This is a genomic window from Streptomyces sp. NPDC085481, from assembly GCF_044541845.1.
Taxonomy (GTDB): domain Bacteria; phylum Actinomycetota; class Actinomycetes; order Streptomycetales; family Streptomycetaceae; genus Streptomyces.
This window is the reverse complement of record NZ_JBITTJ010000001.1, coordinates 695260-710441: the sequence shown is the minus strand read 5'-3', so window position 1 is coordinate 710441 and position 15182 is coordinate 695260. Positions and strand designations below refer to the sequence as shown.

The following is a 15182-nucleotide window of genomic DNA, read 5'->3' as shown; positions in this document are numbered from 1 at the left end:
AGTCAAGATCGGCACCGGGTGCCGGGCGCGGGCTGCTGGGCCGGACGGGCGTCCTCCGTACGGGTCAGGGCCAGGTCACCGTCGTCGGCGGGTCACCGTCGTCCTCGACCCGCAGCCGCAGCCCGGTGTCGTCCGCCGTGACCTCGACCGTGACGGCCCCGATGCCGGGCCGCCGGTGGGCGGCGGCGAGTGCGCCGCGGAGGGTGGCGAGGAGCCGGTCGGCGGAGGCGTCGTCGGCGAGGGTGTCGACCGCGCCGGAGAAGTGCACGGCGGGCTGGAAGCCGAGCAGTGCGCCCGCGCCGCCGGTCTCGCGCAGCACCCGGCCACGGAAGGAGGTCGGGGCGTCCGCCGGCGGCTGCTGGAGCGCGAAGATCGTCGTACGGACCTCCTGGATCGTCGAGTCCAGCTCGTCGACGGCCCGGCCGAGCAGGGTGTCCACGTCGTGCGCGGCGGCCCTGCGCCGGGTCGACTCCAGCATCATCTCGGTGGCGAACAGCCGCTGGACGACCAGGTCGTGCAGGTCGCGGGCGATCCGGTCGCGGTCCTCGTAGACGGCGAGCTGCTCCCGGTTGTGCTGGGCGTCGGCGAGGACCAGGGCGAGGGCGGCCTGGGAGGCGAACTGGGCGGCGAGCAGCCGGTCCACCGCCGTGTACGGGGGGCCGCCCCGGCGCCGGGGCAGGGCGAGGGTGCCGATGAGCTTCCCGCCGCTCTGCAACGGCAGCATCATCGAGGGGCCGAAGCGGCTGCGTACGTGGGTGGTCATGCGGGGATCGGTCGCCGAGTCCTCGACGAACACGGGCTCGCCGCCGAGCAGCTGGACCAGGACGGGGGAGCCGGGGGCGATCGTGGTGCCGACGAGGTCGCCGGGGTCGTCGGTGGTGGAGGCGGCGACGATCTCCATGCCGCCCTCCTCGGTGGGCTGGAGCACCACGCCGGCCGAGGCGCCGGCGAGCAGCCTGGCCCGTTCGGCGACGGTCATCAGGGCGTCCTCGGCCGGCTTCCCGGCGAGCAGCGCCGTCGTCACCGCCGCGGCCCCCTCGATCCACCGCTCGCGCTGCCGGGCCGTCTCGTAGAGCCGGGCGTTGCCGATGGCGATGCCGGCCTGGGAGGCGAGCACGCGCAGCAGGGCCAGGTCCTCCTCGGTGAAGGGGCCGCCGCGTTTCTCGGTGAGGTAGAGGTTGCCGAACACCTCGGTGTGGACGCGGATGGGCACCCCGAGGAAGGAGCGCATCTCCGGGTGGCCCTCGGGCACGCCGGAGGAGCGCGGGTCGGCGGCCAGGTCGTCGAGGCGCAGCGGCTGCGGGTCCTGGACGAGCACGCCGATCAGTCCGGTGTGGCCGTCGGGGAGCCGGCCGATCCGCTGCCGTTCCTCCTCGGTCATGCCGGAGGTGAAGAGCTCGGTGATGCGCGGGCGCTCGGGGTCGACCACCCCGAGCGCTCCGTAGCGCGCACCGGTCAGCTCGGTCGCGGTCTCCACGAGGTGCTGGAGGGTGGCGCGCAGTTCGAGCTCGCTGCCGACGCCGAGGACGGCGTCGAGGAGCACGGGCAGGCGGGGCGCGAGGGCGTCGTCGTCGCCCTCGCCGCCCGCGCTGCCCTCGTCCATGATCGGCACGGGTTCATTGTCGTACAAAACGCACGGCTCCGGAGGGTCATTCCGACCCGGACCGGTCGCTTTCGGTCAGCGGGGCGAGGACCAGGGGCTGGATCTTCCCCTCCAGCATCGCGCCCAGACCGAGCACGGCGCAGATGTCGGGCCGCTCGGCGATGTGCACGGGCATCCCGGTCGCCTCGCGCAGCATCTGGTCGAGGCCGGGCAGCAGGGCGCTGCCGCCGACCATCATGATGCCCCGCTCGGCCAGGTCCGCCACGAGATCGGGCGGGCAGTCGCGGAGCACCTTGCCGATGCCGTCGAGGACGGCGGTGAGCGGGGTCTGGATGGCCTCCCGTACGGCGGCGGTGTCGACGGTCACCGAACGGGCGAGGCCGGTGGCCACGTCGCGGCCGTGGATCTCGGTGAAGGTCGGCCCCTGGAGCGTCAGGCCGTTGCCGCTGAGGGCGAGTTGCAGCGGGCGGACCGACTGGCTGGGCAGCATCAGCTCGTGCTCGTGGCGCAGGTGCTGGATGACCGCGTGGTCGATGGCGTTGCCGCCGACCGGCATCCGCTCGGCGGTGACGATCGCGCCGAGCGAGAGCACCGCGACCTGGGTGGTGGCCGCGCCGCACACCAGGATCATGGTCGCGGTGGGCTGCTCGACCGGGAGCCCGCAGCCCACCGCCGCCGCGATCAGGGTGTCGACCAGCTCGACCCGGCGGGCGCCCAGGCCGACCAGCGTCTCCACGGTGGCGCGCTGGGCGAGCGGGTCGCTGTCGTGCGGGGTGCAGGCGGCGGCGCGCAGCCGGGGCTTGCGGCGCAGCTGCCGGCGCAGCTTGTCGCCCAGCAGGTGACGGAGCATCCGCTGGGCCATCTCGATGTCGACGACGGTGCCGCCGGAGACCGGGCGGACCACCCGGATGTAGTCGGGGGTGCGGCCGGTCATCTTCTCGGCCAGGGCGCCGACGGCGATGAGCGCGCCGGTGCGGGTGTTCACGGCGGCGACGGACGGCTCGTCGACGACGAGTCCGGCGCCCTTGACGAAGACCCGGGTGCGGGCGGCTCCCAGGTCGACGGCGACATGGCAGCGGCGCAGCTGCTCAAGGCTGACGGTCACGGCGGTCCTCCGGAGTGCGGTGCTGGCACGTTCTTGGCGAGGGGGTGCGCGGTGCGCGGTCCTGTTCGCATCGTGCTCGCGCCCGGGCCCGTGCGCGCGCTGAGCTGAGCCGCCCGGGGGCCGCCGGCTCGCTGACGGCCGGTCAGCACGGGCCACCGTTCAGCGCAGCTCCTGGAGGAGTCCCCAGGTGAAGTCGGCGGTACGGGCGACCCCGCCGGGCAGCACCAGGTCGAGCCGGGCGCGGGTGGGTGCGTCGCCCTCACGGGGCACCGCGTCCGGGAAGGCCCGCCGGACCTCAGCGAACGTGCAGCTCCACGGCAGCAGCTCGGCCTCCGAGCGCGGCGCGGCCACGGGCGCCCCCGGCCGCCGGGTCAGATGCCGGGCCCACACCTGCCGGGACCTGCCCTGACCGCCGACGACCACCTCCCAGCGCAGGTCGGGCCAGAGCGGCAGGTCCCACTGGAGGACCTCGGAGGCGAACTCCGGGGCCGCCTGCCGGGCCACCGGCTCGCCGAGCACCTGGCGGTAGCGGTCGTACTCGCCCGGGCCGCGGCGGGCGTGCGCCCATGACTGCCAGACGCGGTTGGCCTCCCTCATCTCGCCGCGGGTCCTCCCCAGTTCGCGCAGGGCGTCCTCGACGAGCCCGGGCTGGTGGTCGGCCATCCGGCGGAGCAGGACGAGCTGGAACTCGTACGGCCCAAAGGGGGCGGCAGGGGTCATGCGCCCATCCTGCCCGAAGGGGGAGAATCGCGACGGCACGCCGACGACCTGTGGATTCCTCACAGGATCCTCACGTTCCCGGCTACCTGCGGTGTCCGCAGGCCGCATAGCCTGCGGGCGCCATGGACTACTGCCACCAGTGCCGACGGCATCTCAACGGCGCCCTGGCCTGTGCCGGCTGCGGGACCCCCGTCGAGGAGATGCGGTACGTCTCCCCCCACCCGATCGCCCAGCAGGTGCAGGCGGTCCGGCCCGTCGCGCCCGTGCCGCCTGCCGGGTCCGGTCCGTTCGGTGGGTACGCGCCGCCTGCCGGGTCCGGTCCGTACGGCGCGTCCGTACCGCCCGTCGGGTCCGGTCCGTACGGCGCGTCCGTACCGCCCGTCGAGTCCGTCGAGCCGGACTTCGACTACGCGTTCGAGCTCGACGTCCTCGAACCGCCGCGCCCGGCCCAGGGGCGGGCCGCATCGCGCCGCGACGGCAAGGGCGGCAAGGCGGCCGACGGCGGTGGACGGAGCGGCAGGAGTGGCAGGAGCGGCCGCCGGGCGCGGTCCCGGCGCGGCCGCTCGGTCCTGGTCGGCACCCTCGGTCTGGTGCTCGCCGCCGGTTCGCTGAGCCTGGCGAAGCTGGCCCTGGAACCGCCCCACGACGGCGGCGCCGCCACCGCCGTACAGGAGGAGGACGTCACGGAGACGCCCCTCGACCCGGAGCAACCGCCGCCCACCGAACCCACCGGGCAGCCCGACGGCACCGCGACGGTCGAGCAGCCCGACCCCGCGAGCCCCACCGCCACCCACCCCTCGCGCGGCTCCGGCAGGGGCGGCGGAACCGGCTCCGGTACGAGCACGGGTACGGGCACGGGCACGGGTTCCGGCACCGGCACCGGTACGGGCTCCGGCGGCGGCCCCTCGCCCCGCGCGACCGTCGGCGACCCCGACCAGCCCTCCGCCACCCCGTCAGGCACCGCCACGCCCACCGCGACCGGCAGCGCCACCGCACCACTCGGCGGCTCCGCCCCGACCACCGGCACGCCCACGCCGAGCACCAGCCCGAGTCCTACACCGACCTGCACTCGTTTCCTCTGGTGGTGCGTGTAGGGCGGATTCCCGGGAACCACCAGAGGGGCGGACGGCGTGTGCGTCGGCAAGGGAACGGGGGAAGCCACCGTGGAACTGACCGAGGAGATCGCCGCCTTCCGGGGCGGAGGGGGCCGGCCGGCCCGCATGCTGGGCGAGTTCCGGCGGGCCACCGTCCTCGCCCCGCTCGCCGGCGGCGAGCTGATGTCGGGCGCCTGGGGCGGGGTGCGGTGGATCTACGTCTTCACCGGCGAGGAGGCCCTCGCCCGCTTCGCCCTCGCCCGCGGCGACGCCGGCCGTGAGTGGGAGTACGCCGCGATCCTGGGGGCCCGGCTGCTCGACACCGTGATCCCCCGCGTCGACGGGCCCACCGGGATCGCCGTCGACGTGGCCGACGGCGAACGGGCCATGCTCCTGCCGCCCGTCGTGGGCATCGTCCCCGACGAGGCAGCGGTCGACGCCGACTCCACCTCCACCTCCGGCGCCGACTCCACCTCCGGCGCCGACTCCACCTCCGACGCCGCCGACTCCGTCGACGCCGGCCGGGAGACCGACCGGTGACCGGCAAGGACCTGGAGATCTCGCCCGAGGTCGTCCAGCGGGTCCAGAACGGGCTGCGCGCCGCCGTCGGCGAGCTGCGCGAGTCGGGCGCCGACACCGGCGGCGCCTCCATGGGAGCCGGGTTCAGCGAACTGTCCATGACCGGCATGGAGGCCGGACACATGGGCCTCGCCGGGGACTTCGAGGACTTCTGCGAGCGCTGGGAGTGGGGCGTACGCGCGCTGATCCAGGATGCGAGCACCATCGCCCAGGCCCTCGGCATCGCCGCCGGCACGGTCTGGGAGGAGGACCAGTACATCCAGGGCGCGCTCAAGGTCGGGGCGAACTCCCTCTACGGCAACCCGCACGCCGACGAGGACGAGATCGAGAACAAGGAGTGGGGCGACATCTTCCGCGGCGACGTCTACAAGCCCGACTACAGCCTCGAGTCCTTCGAGAAGGGCGCCAGGGACATGGGGCAGACCTGGAAGGACACCGGCGAGCAGCTCAAGAACAACGGGAGGATCGGCTCGCTGAGGGACCTCGTCGACCGGGCCGACGGGGAGGGCTGATGCGGGACGGCGCAGGCATGAGGGGGAACGGCTGATGGGCATCGGCGACTTCATCCCGGACCCGGTAGAGGACTGGGTCGAGGACCGCGTCAAGGACGTCGGCGACGCCGTCGAGTGGACCGGTGACAAGGTCGCCGGGCTCGCCGAGAAGGTCGGCCTCGACGAGGCCGGCGACTGGATCAGGGACAAGAGCCGCTCGGCGGCCAACTACCTCGGCGCCGACACCGCCGAACTGGAACTCGGCCAGACCGAAGACCCGAAGCGGCTGGTCTACGGCAGCGCGTCCAAGATCCGCGCCCAGGCCTCCCACCTGACCGACTTCGCCCGCGCCTTCGGCAAGGTGGGCAACGGCCTGAAGGGCATGGACGCCGACGGCCTGAAGGGCGAGGGCGCGGACGCCTTCCGGCTGAAGGTCGCCGACGAGCCGCCCCGCTGGTTCAAGGCCGCCAAGGCCTTCGCGGACGCCGCCGACGCCCTGAACCGCTTCGCCGAGACCGTCGAATGGGCCCAGGGCCGGGCCAAGGAGGCGCTGGAGGAGTACGAGAAGGCCAAGAAGGCATCCAGCGACGCCCGCGACGCGCACAACAAGCAGGTCGACACCTACAACGACGCCGTCAAGGCCAAGCAGGAACACCTGCCGCCGAAGCCCGGCGCCTTCAGCGACCCGGGCCCCGCGCTCGCCGAGGCCGCCCAGGACAAGCTCGACGACGCCCGCACCCAGCGCAACGAGGTGGCCGAGTCCGTCCGTTCGGCCATCCGCACCGCCCGGGACGCGGCCCCGCCGAAACCCTCGTACGGCGAACAGGTCTCCGACGGTCTGCAGGGCCTGGAGATCGCCAGGATGCACCTGGCCGGCGGACTCGTGAAGGGCACGGCGGGACTGCTCACCTTCGTCCGCTCGGTCAACCCCACCGACCCGTACAACCTCACCCACCCCGCCGAGTACGCCACCAGCCTCAACTCGACCGTCGCCGGGCTCGTCACCATGGCCAACGACCCGCTCGGCACCGGCAAGGCGATGCTCGACGAGTTCATGAAGGACCCGGCCGAGGGCGTGGGCAAGATGCTTCCGGAGCTCGTCGGCTCCAAGGGGCTCGGCTCGGTGAAGAAGGTGGGCTCCGTCGCCAAGCACGTCGACGAGCTGCCCGGACGCAAGGAGATCGACGAGCACGGCAACGAGAAGAGCGACAAGCCCGACAAGCACAAGACCAAGGACGGCACCGACCCGGTCGACCTCGCCACCGGCCGGATGTTCCTGCCGCTCACCGACGTCGCCCTGCCCGGCGCCCTCCCGCTGGTCTTCCGGCGGCGAGCCGAGTCCGGTTACACCGGCGGCCGCTGGTTCGGCCCGTCCTGGTCGAGCACCGTCGACCAGCACCTGGAGGTCGACGCCGAGGGCGTCGTCGTGGTCACCGAGGACGGGCTGCGGCTCGCCTGCCCGCACCCGGCACCCGGACTCGCCGTGCGTCCGCTCACCGGCCCGCGGTTCGCCCTCGAACGCACTCCCGACGGCGATTACACCCTCACCGACCCGGTCACCGGGCACGTCCGGCGCTTCACCGCGCCCCCCGGCGACACCGGCGACGGCCTGGCCGTCATCGACAGCCTCACCGACCGCAACGGCAACACCCTCACCTTCGACTACGACGAGACCGGCGCCCCCGCCGGCCTCCGGCACAGCGGCGGCTACCGGCTCCGTTTCGAGACCGGGGACGGCCGGATCACCGCCCTGCACCTCGACGGCGGCCCGCGCCTCCTCGCGTACGGCTACACCGACGGCCACCTCACCGAGACCGTCGGCTCCTCGGGCCTGCCGCTGCGGTTCACGTACGACGAGCGCGGCCGGATCACCTCCTGGACCGACACCAACGGGCGCTCCTACGCCTACGCGTACGACGAGCAGGACCGCTGTGTCGCCGAGGGCGGCCCCGACGGCGAGATGGCGCTCACCTTCTCCTACGACGACCGTGACCCCGCGACCGGCCTCCGGGTCACCACCGCCACCACCGGCGACGGGCACGTCCGCCGCTATCTGGTCGACGAGCACCACCGGGTGGTCGCCCGGATCGACGAGCTGGGCGCGGTGACCCGCTTCGTCCACGACCGCTACGGCCGGCTGCTCACCGAGACCGACCCGCTCGGCCACGAGACCCGCTTCGGCTACGACGAGCGGGGCCTGGTCACCTCGCTGACCCGCCCCGACGGGCGCACCGGCACCATGGAGCGCGACGAGCTGCTCGGCCTGCCGGTGAAGGTGGTCGACCCGGACGGGCGGGTCTACCGCCAGACCTTCGACGAGCGCGGCAACCGCACGTCGATGACCTCGCCGACCGGTTCGACCACGCTCATGGAGCACGACGAGCGCGGCCGTCTGGTCGCCCGCACCGACCCGACCGGCGCGGTGACGCGGATCGAGAACGACGCCGCCGGGCTCCCGGTGCGGATCACCGACCCGCTGGGCGCCGTGACCCGCTTCGTACGGGACGCGTTCGGCCGGGTGGTCCGCTTCACCGACCCGACCGGCGCCGTGACCCGGGTCGAGTGGAACGTCGAGGGCCGGCCCGTGCGGCGGGTCCTGCCGGACGGCACCGAGGAGCGCTGGAGCTACGACGGCGAGGGCAACGTCCTCGCGCACACCGACGCGACCGGGGCGACCACCGCGTACGCGTACACCCACTTCGACCTGCTGGCCGCCCGCACCACGCCGGACGGGGTGCGGCACACCTTCGCCTACGACGCCGAGCTGCGGGTGACCTCGGTGACCGGGCCGCACGGGCGGCAGTGGCGCTACCGCTACGACCCGGCGGGCCGGCTCGTCGAGGAGACGGACTTCGACGGGCGCACGGTGACCTACGGCCATGACGCCGCCGGGCGGCTCGCGGAGCGCTGCGAAGCAGGCGGGGAGCCGGTGCGCTACACCCGCAACGCGCTGGGCCAGGTGGTCCGCAAGGAGTCCGCCGACGGCGTCACGAGCTACGAGTTCGACGTGTTCGACGAGCTGGCCGCCGCGACCTCACCGGACGGCGTCACGCTGAGCCGGCTGCGCGACCGGCACGGGCGGCTGCGCTCCGAGACGGTCGACGGCCGGGTGCTGCGCTGGGAGTACGACGAGCTGGGCCGCCGCACCGGCCGCACCACCCCGGTCGGGGTGACCAGCCACTGGACCCACGCGGCCGACGGCCGCAGGGCCGAGCTGACCACCGCGGGCCGCACGATCGGCTTCACCCGTGACGCGGCGGGCCGGGAGACCGCCCGGACGCTCGCCGGGGCCGTCACGGTCTCGCAGGAGTTCGACGCGGCCGGCCGGGTCACCGGACAGTGGGTACGGGACGTGGGCGGCGGTCTGCTCCAGCAGCGCGGCTACTCCTACCGCGCGGACGGCCATCTGACCGGTGTCGACGACGCCCTGGACGGGGCCCGCACCTTCACCCTCGACCGGGCGGGCCGGGTCACCGCGGTGGACGCGGCCGGCTGGTCGGAGCGGTACGCCTACGACGAGAGCGGCGACCAGACCGAGGCGGTGTGGCCCGACCGCCACCCGGGAGGGGAGGCGCGCGGGGCCCGCGAGTACCGGGGGACGCGGATCGTGCGCGCGGGGGCGGTGCGCTACGAGCACGACGAGCGCGGCCGGGTGGTGGTCAAGCGGCGCGCCAGACTCTCCCGGAAGCCCGAGGTCTGGCGCTACGCGTGGGACGCCGAGAACCGGCTCGCGGGGGTGGTCACCCCGGACGGGACGACGTGGCGGTACGTGTACGACGCGCTGGGGCGGCGGGTCGCGAAGCGGCGGCTCGGCCCGTCGGGGGAGGTCGCCGAGGAGACCCTCTTCACCTGGGACGGCACGACGCTGTGCGAGCAGACGACGGCGGGTGGGGCCGCCGCGCTGTCGCTCACCTGGGACCACGACGGGCACCGGCCGCTGACCCAGACCGAGCGGCTCGGCGACGCGGACCAGGGGGTGGTGGACGAGCGGTTCTTCGCGATCGTCACCGACCTGATCGGCACCCCGCGGGAGCTGGTCGGCGAGGACGGCCGGATCGCCTGGCGGGCCCGCTCCACCGTGTGGGGCACCACCGTGTGGAACCGGGACGCGACCGCGTACACCCCGCTGCGCTTCCCCGGCCAGTACGCGGACCCGGAGACCGGGCTCCACCACAACGTCTTCCGGGTGTACGACCCCGAGTCGGCCCGCTTCCTGTCCCCGGACCCGCTGGGCCTCGGGCCGGCGCCGAACCCCGTGGCGTACGTCCACAACCCGTACACCTGGTTCGACCTGCTCGGCCTCACGCCCGGGTACGAGGACGACGCGGCGGACATCCAGAAGGCCAAGGACGGCTGGACCAGCCCCGCGAGCCTGTCCCGGCACTACGACGACCACGGCCGTGACCTGAACATCTACGACGAGGACGACTACGCTGTGGAGGCGGACCGCTTCGCCAACGGCACGAAGCCGCCGGGCGTGCGGGAGAAGGACAGCATGATCGAGAACAAGGTCTACCGCTGGGACCCGAGCACGAACGAGTTCTCCGTGCGGGACCGGACGACCGGCAAGATCATCTCCTACTTCGACAGCTCGATCGACCGCAACGGCGACCGCTCGGACGCCTGGGCCCGCAAGTACTGGGACAAGCAGCCCGGAGAGGAGAACTGACGGGCATGGTCCCCTGCATCTGCTGCGGCTACCTGACCCTGACCGCACGGGGGTACTTCGAGATCTGCCCGGTCTGCGGCTGGGAGGACGACGGGCTCGACTACAGCGACCCCGACGAGTACATCGGCGGCCCGAACCACGTCACCCTGCGCGAGGCGCGGGAGAACTTCGCCGCCTTCGGGGCCTCCGAGCAGCGCCGGGCCGGGCGGGTGCGGCCGCCGCTGCCGGAGGAGGAGCCGGGCGCGTAGCGGGACACGCCCCCGGGGCGTGTCCCGGACGCCTATGCGGCGCCTCCGCCCAGCATCCGCTTCAGCAGGTCGCGCAGGAGGGTGCGCTCGGCCTCGGTGAGCTCGCCCAGCGGCTCGCGGGCGAAGCCGAGGGAGTCGCGCAGCCGGCGGGCGGTGTCGTGGCCCTCCTCCGTGGGGGCGGCGACCTTGACCCGGCGGTCGGCGGGGTCCGGTCGGCGCTCCACCAGGCCACGGGACTCCAGGCGGTCGATGATCCCCGTCACGTTCGACGGCTCGCACTTCAGCTTCTCGGCGATCTTCCGCATGGGCGTCGGCTCCAGCGCGAGCAGGCCGAGGACGCGGGCCTGCGCGCCGGTCAGGGCGTGCCGGGCGGCGGCCTCCTCGTACTCGTCGTGGTAGCGCGCCACGACCGAGCCGATGAGTTCCACGACTTCCAGCGTCAGGGGGTCCGTGCGTGAGATGGGCATGCCCTCATCCTACCCCGATACTTGACAACCTTAAATATTCAGGAGCATGGTTGTTTCAGTTCATGAAGCATTTCTAGGAGGCACCGCCGATGTCCGCACTTCCCGCGTCCAGCCGTGAGTGGCACCTCGTCACCCGCCCGCACGGATGGCCCGTCCCCTCGGACTTCGCCCTGCGCGAGACCCCGGTCACCGAACCCGCGGAGGGCCGCATCCTGGTGCGCAACCTGCACTTCTCGGTCGACCCGTACATGCGCGGCCGGATGAACGACGTGAAGTCGTACATCCCGCCGTTCAAGCTCGACCACCCGATGGACGGCGGCGCGGTCGGCGAGGTCATCGCCTCCAACGCCGAGGGCTTCGCCGCCGGCGACCACGTGCTGCACGGCCTCGGCTGGCGCGAGTACGCCGACGTGCCCGCCCAGCACGCCACCAAGGTCGACCCGGAGCTCGCCCCGCTCTCCAGCTACCTCGGCGTGCTCGGCATGACCGGCCTCACCGCCTACGCCGGCCTCTTCGAGGTGGCCTCCTTCAAGGAGGGCGACACCGTCTTCGTCTCCGGCGCGGCCGGCGCCGTCGGCAGCCAGGTCGGCCAGATGGCCCGCCTCAAGGGTGCCTCCCGGGTCATCGGCTCGGCCGGCTCCGACGAGAAGGTCAAGTGGCTGGTCGAGGAGCTCGGCTTCGACGCCGCCTTCAACTACAAGAACGGCCCGGTCAAGGACCAGCTGCGCGAGGCCGCCCCGGACGGCATCGACGTCTACTTCGACAACGTCGGCGGCGACCACCTCGAGGCCGCGATCTCCTCGCTCAACGTGCACGGCCGCGCCACCATCTGCGGCATGATCGCCCAGTACAACGACACCGAACCGGTCCCGGGCCCGCGCAACATGGCCATGATCATCGGCAAGCGGCTGCGCCTCCAGGGCATCCTCGTCGGCGACCACTACGGCCTGCAGCCGCAGCTGGTCCAGGAGGTCGGCGGCTGGCTGCGCGCCGGCGAGCTGAAGTACGGCGAGACCTTCGTCGAGGGCATCGAGAACGGCGTGGAGGCCTTCCTCGGCATGCTCCGCGGCGAGAACACCGGAAAGATGATCGTCTCGCCGACCCGTTAGTCTTCCCTCAGCCGTCGCGATCGTGGGCGCGAGTCGCGGCGAACGAAGAAGGAAGACATCTCCATGTCCATCCAGCACTCCGACGTCCTCTACACCGCCGTCGCCACCGCCGAGAACGGCCGCGACGGCCGGGTCGCCACCGACGACGGTCAGCTCGACGTCGTCGTCAACCCGCCCAAGGTCATGGGCGGCTCCGGCGCCGGCACCAACCCCGAGCAGCTCTTCGCCGCCGGGTACAGCGCCTGCTTCCAGGGCGCCCTCGGTGTCGTGGCCCGCAACGAGAACGCGGACGTCTCCGGCTCGACGGTCACCGCCGAGGTCGGCATCGGCAAGAACGACGACGGCTTCGGCATCATCGTCAAGATCTCGGCGACCATCCCCAACGTGGACGCCGAGACCGCCAAGAGCCTGATCGAGAAGGCCCACCAGGTCTGCCCGTACTCCAAGGCGACCCGCGGCAACATCACGGTCGAGCTGGCCGTCTGAGCCACCGGCGCGCACACTGAATGAGGGCCGCACCCCGACCGACCGGGGTGCGGCCCTCATGCGTGCGAGCCGTCAGTGCGCCGCGTCCCGCGCGCTCAGCGGGCCAGCAGCGCCCGCCCGACCAGCGCGAACGAGCCCTTCGGGTGATCACGGAAGAGCGGCTCCGTGCCGATCAGCACCACCGGGGCGCCGTACGCCGCCCGGCCGCTGACCACCGCCGCCTGCCCGGCCGCGTCCGCCGGACCGCCCCGGCCGTCGTCCAAGGCCCGCCAGTGGCCGGAGACCAGCAGCACGCCCGGCGCGTACGAGAGATCCGTCCGCACCCCCGCCCCGAGCCCGGTGAACCACAGCGGCGAGTAGACGAACGCGTGCGCCGGGGCGCCCCCCGTCAGCGGGCCGCCCGCGGCGCGGACCGCCACCACCCCGTTCGCGTCCCCGTTGCCCGCCACGGCCGTCACCGCGAGCAGCCCCGCCGCCGCGTTGAAGGCCGCGCCGACCGCGCCGACCCCGATCACACCCACCCGGCCCGACCGCAGCGCCGCCCGGGCCGCCGGGGTCAGCTCCGCGTAGTCCAGACCGGTCGAGACGAACAGCACGTCCGCCCGCGACCAGTCGAAGCCCGCGTTCAGGCTCGCCGCCGAGACCGGCACCACCTCGAAGCCCATCTCCCGCAACGCGAACAGCTCGCCCGCCGACGCCGAGGCCGTCACCCGGGTACGGGCCAGCGGCGCCGAGCCCCGCTCCTTCGTGGCCCGGAACACCACCCCGTACCGCTCCGCGAGCACCCGGGCCGCGGCCCGCGCCGAGCCGGGCACGACGGCCGCCCCGCTCTCCGTCCGGCGCACCACGACCCCCCGCGCGAGCAGCGCGTTCACAGCGACCAGCTCCTTGGGGTCGTCGAGCCGGAGCAGCAGATCCCCGGACGGCGCGACCCAGCCGGTCGGCGCGGCCGCGTGGACCGTGCGCACCACCGGCGGGACCGGGCCGCGCTCCACCTTCCGTACCGTCGCGCCCCACAGCAGCCCGAGGCTCCACCCCGAGATGTCGTACATCGCCGACACGTCCGCGCTGATGTCCCGGCCCTCCGCCAGGATCACGTTCGCGATGCCCCGCTTGGGCTGGCGCAGGTCCACGACGTACGAGCCGTCGGCCGCCTGCCCCACCCGGACGTCGTTGGCGACGAGGTGGTCCACCAGCCGGGCCGCGGCGACCGCCGAGCGCTGGGAGCGCCCCGCCGGGATCACGTACGCCCGCGGGAAGGTCGTCGTGTAGACGTCCTCGGGGCCGATGCCGGGCACCCCGGGCACGGTCTCCTCCGACACCGGCCGCTGCGGTTCGCCCGCCGCGCCCCGCCGGAAGGTCTCGATCTGGTCCGCGAGGACCGAGGCGCGGTGGGCGGACGTGTAGGCGAGCGTGGCCCGCATCGCCGCACCCGCGATGTCGGTGTTGATCGCCGCGCGGCGGCGCAGCTCCGCCACCGGCAGGGAGTCGTACTCCCTGTTGTTCACCGTCATCGGGAACTCGACGGTGTGCGCCGCCACCGCGCCCTGGAACGGCATGTACTGCGGGGTGAAGATCGGCGGCCAGTCGTCCCAGCCCTCCGCCATGTCGCGGAACGGGATGATCGCGGGCTCCACGCCGTCCTTCTGCGGGGTGTAGCCGAGGCCGTTGACGGCCTTCTCCATGCCGAGCGCGTTGGCGTAGGCGTTCTTCAGGAAGAGGTCGTACTCGTAGTTCTCGCCGTGCGGCGGGGTGGTCGGCTCGATCAGGGTGCCGTTGACGTAGCCGTGCAGGTCGAGCATCACGGCAGGCTGCTTGTCGATGGCGATCCGGCGGATCGCGCGGGCCTCCGGCTGCGAGGCCGTGACGAAGTCGCGGTTCAGGTCGAAGCCGTCCGCGTTGGCGCGGGTGCCGGCGATCCGGCCGTCCGGGTTGGCCGTCACGTTGAGGTAGAGACGGGTCGTGGAGAGCAGCCCGGCGGTCTTGCGGTCGGTGGCGGTGGCCAGCTCCTCGATGAGCTTCAGGGCCGCGTCCGTGCCCTCCCACTCGTTGCCGTGGATGTTGTTGTTGATGAACACCGGCGTCTTGTAAGCGGCCTTGATGCGCCGGTCCTTGGCGGCCGCGGCGGGCGCGTTCTCGATCCGCTCGCGCATCCGCTCCTGTTCGCGCGCCTGGGCGGCGGACTCCGGGGCGGTGACGGTCACCAGATAGAGCTCGTGCCCGCCGGCCGAGTGCCCGGCGACCTCGACGCTCACCCGGTCGCCCAGCTTCTGCAGGGCGTTCAGGCGTGGTGCGAGCGCGTGGTAAGGGGCGAGGCCCAGCTTGATCGACTTGTCGGCCGGGTTCGCGGGCGGCACGGTCAGGGCCGTGCGGCGGGGATAGCCGCCGTCCTTGCGCAGTGGAGCGGGGGAGTCGGGGACGCCGAGCGCCCGGGGCGCACGCGTGGCCGCGGTCTCGTCGGACGCGGCCCTCTCCCGTACGGGGTGGGGCCTCGGTCGCGGCGCCGGCGGCGCGGCGCTCGCCGGCAGCGCGGTCAGGACCAGCGCGCCGAGCGCGGCGCAGGCCGTGGTGATCAGAACGGAACGGGGTCGTGCCATGCGTGCGAACCTCC

12 protein-coding genes are annotated in these 15182 nt (G+C 73.5%); 7 read left to right on the top strand and 5 right to left on the bottom strand.

All coding sequences use genetic code 11. The annotated features are described in order from the left end of the window. Nucleotides 1-64: 64 nt before the first annotated feature. The 3 genes from ACIGEZ_RS03355 to ACIGEZ_RS03345 form a co-directional block, all read right to left on the bottom strand. The gene (locus ACIGEZ_RS03355) at nucleotides 65-1603 is read right to left on the bottom strand and encodes a GAF domain-containing protein (RefSeq protein WP_399826201.1); all 1539 of its coding nucleotides are present in this window, start codon (nucleotides 1601-1603) and stop codon (nucleotides 65-67) included. A gap of 46 nt (nucleotides 1604-1649) precedes the next feature. After that, nucleotides 1650-2708, bottom strand: coding sequence for a rod shape-determining protein (locus ACIGEZ_RS03350; RefSeq protein ID WP_399825079.1), 1059 nt, complete (start codon nucleotides 2706-2708; stop codon nucleotides 1650-1652). Nucleotides 2709-2867: 159 nt separating this feature from the next. Then, nucleotides 2868-3428, bottom strand: a complete 561-nt coding sequence (locus tag ACIGEZ_RS03345; protein WP_399825077.1) for a hypothetical protein — start codon at nucleotides 3426-3428, stop codon at nucleotides 2868-2870. Between the two features lie 122 nt (nucleotides 3429-3550). On the opposite strand from ACIGEZ_RS03345, the gene ACIGEZ_RS03340 reads away from it, so the two are divergent. The 5 genes from ACIGEZ_RS03340 (at nucleotide 3551) to ACIGEZ_RS03320 (ending at nucleotide 10509) form a co-directional block, all read left to right on the top strand. Continuing rightward, nucleotides 3551-4522, top strand: a complete 972-nt coding sequence (locus tag ACIGEZ_RS03340) for a hypothetical protein (protein ID WP_399825075.1) — start codon at nucleotides 3551-3553, stop codon at nucleotides 4520-4522. Nucleotides 4523-4591: 69 nt separating this feature from the next. After that, nucleotides 4592-5062 carry an SseB family protein gene (locus tag ACIGEZ_RS03335; RefSeq protein ID WP_399825073.1) on the top strand — a complete coding sequence of 157 codons (471 nt, stop codon included), beginning with the start codon at nucleotides 4592-4594 and terminating at the stop codon, nucleotides 5060-5062. Further along, nucleotides 5059-5613, top strand: coding sequence for a hypothetical protein (locus ACIGEZ_RS03330; protein ID WP_399825071.1), 555 nt, complete (start codon nucleotides 5059-5061; stop codon nucleotides 5611-5613). Before ACIGEZ_RS03335 ends, ACIGEZ_RS03330 begins: the two co-directional genes overlap by 4 nt. A 34-nt stretch (nucleotides 5614-5647) precedes the next feature. Further along, complete coding sequence (locus ACIGEZ_RS03325; protein ID WP_399825070.1) at nucleotides 5648-10261, top strand: putative T7SS-secreted protein; 4614 nt, start codon at nucleotides 5648-5650, stop codon at nucleotides 10259-10261. A 5-nt stretch (nucleotides 10262-10266) separates the two neighbouring features. Continuing rightward, the gene (locus tag ACIGEZ_RS03320) at nucleotides 10267-10509 is read left to right on the top strand and encodes a CPCC family cysteine-rich protein (RefSeq protein WP_399825068.1); all 243 of its coding nucleotides are present in this window, start codon (nucleotides 10267-10269) and stop codon (nucleotides 10507-10509) included. 32 nt (nucleotides 10510-10541) lie between these two features. Here the strand turns inward: ACIGEZ_RS03320 and ACIGEZ_RS03315 are convergent, their stop codons facing one another. Further along, nucleotides 10542-10976, bottom strand: coding sequence for a MarR family winged helix-turn-helix transcriptional regulator (locus ACIGEZ_RS03315; protein ID WP_399825066.1), 435 nt, complete (start codon nucleotides 10974-10976; stop codon nucleotides 10542-10544). Between the two features lie 89 nt (nucleotides 10977-11065). On the opposite strand from ACIGEZ_RS03315, the gene ACIGEZ_RS03310 reads away from it, so the two are divergent. Further along, nucleotides 11066-12085 (top strand): NADP-dependent oxidoreductase, encoded by a 1020-nt coding sequence (locus ACIGEZ_RS03310; protein ID WP_399825064.1) that lies wholly within the window; start codon nucleotides 11066-11068, stop codon nucleotides 12083-12085. A gap of 63 nt (nucleotides 12086-12148) precedes the next feature. Beyond that, on the top strand, nucleotides 12149-12571 hold the full coding sequence (locus ACIGEZ_RS03305) for an organic hydroperoxide resistance protein (protein WP_150270601.1): 423 nt from the start codon (nucleotides 12149-12151) through the stop codon (nucleotides 12569-12571). Nucleotides 12572-12666: 95 nt separating this feature from the next. Here the strand turns inward: ACIGEZ_RS03305 and ACIGEZ_RS03300 are convergent, their stop codons facing one another. Continuing rightward, entirely contained in the window at nucleotides 12667-15168 is a 2502-nt protein-coding gene (locus ACIGEZ_RS03300) for a M14 family zinc carboxypeptidase (RefSeq protein ID WP_399825062.1), read from the bottom strand. Nucleotides 15169-15182 lie beyond the last annotated feature (14 nt).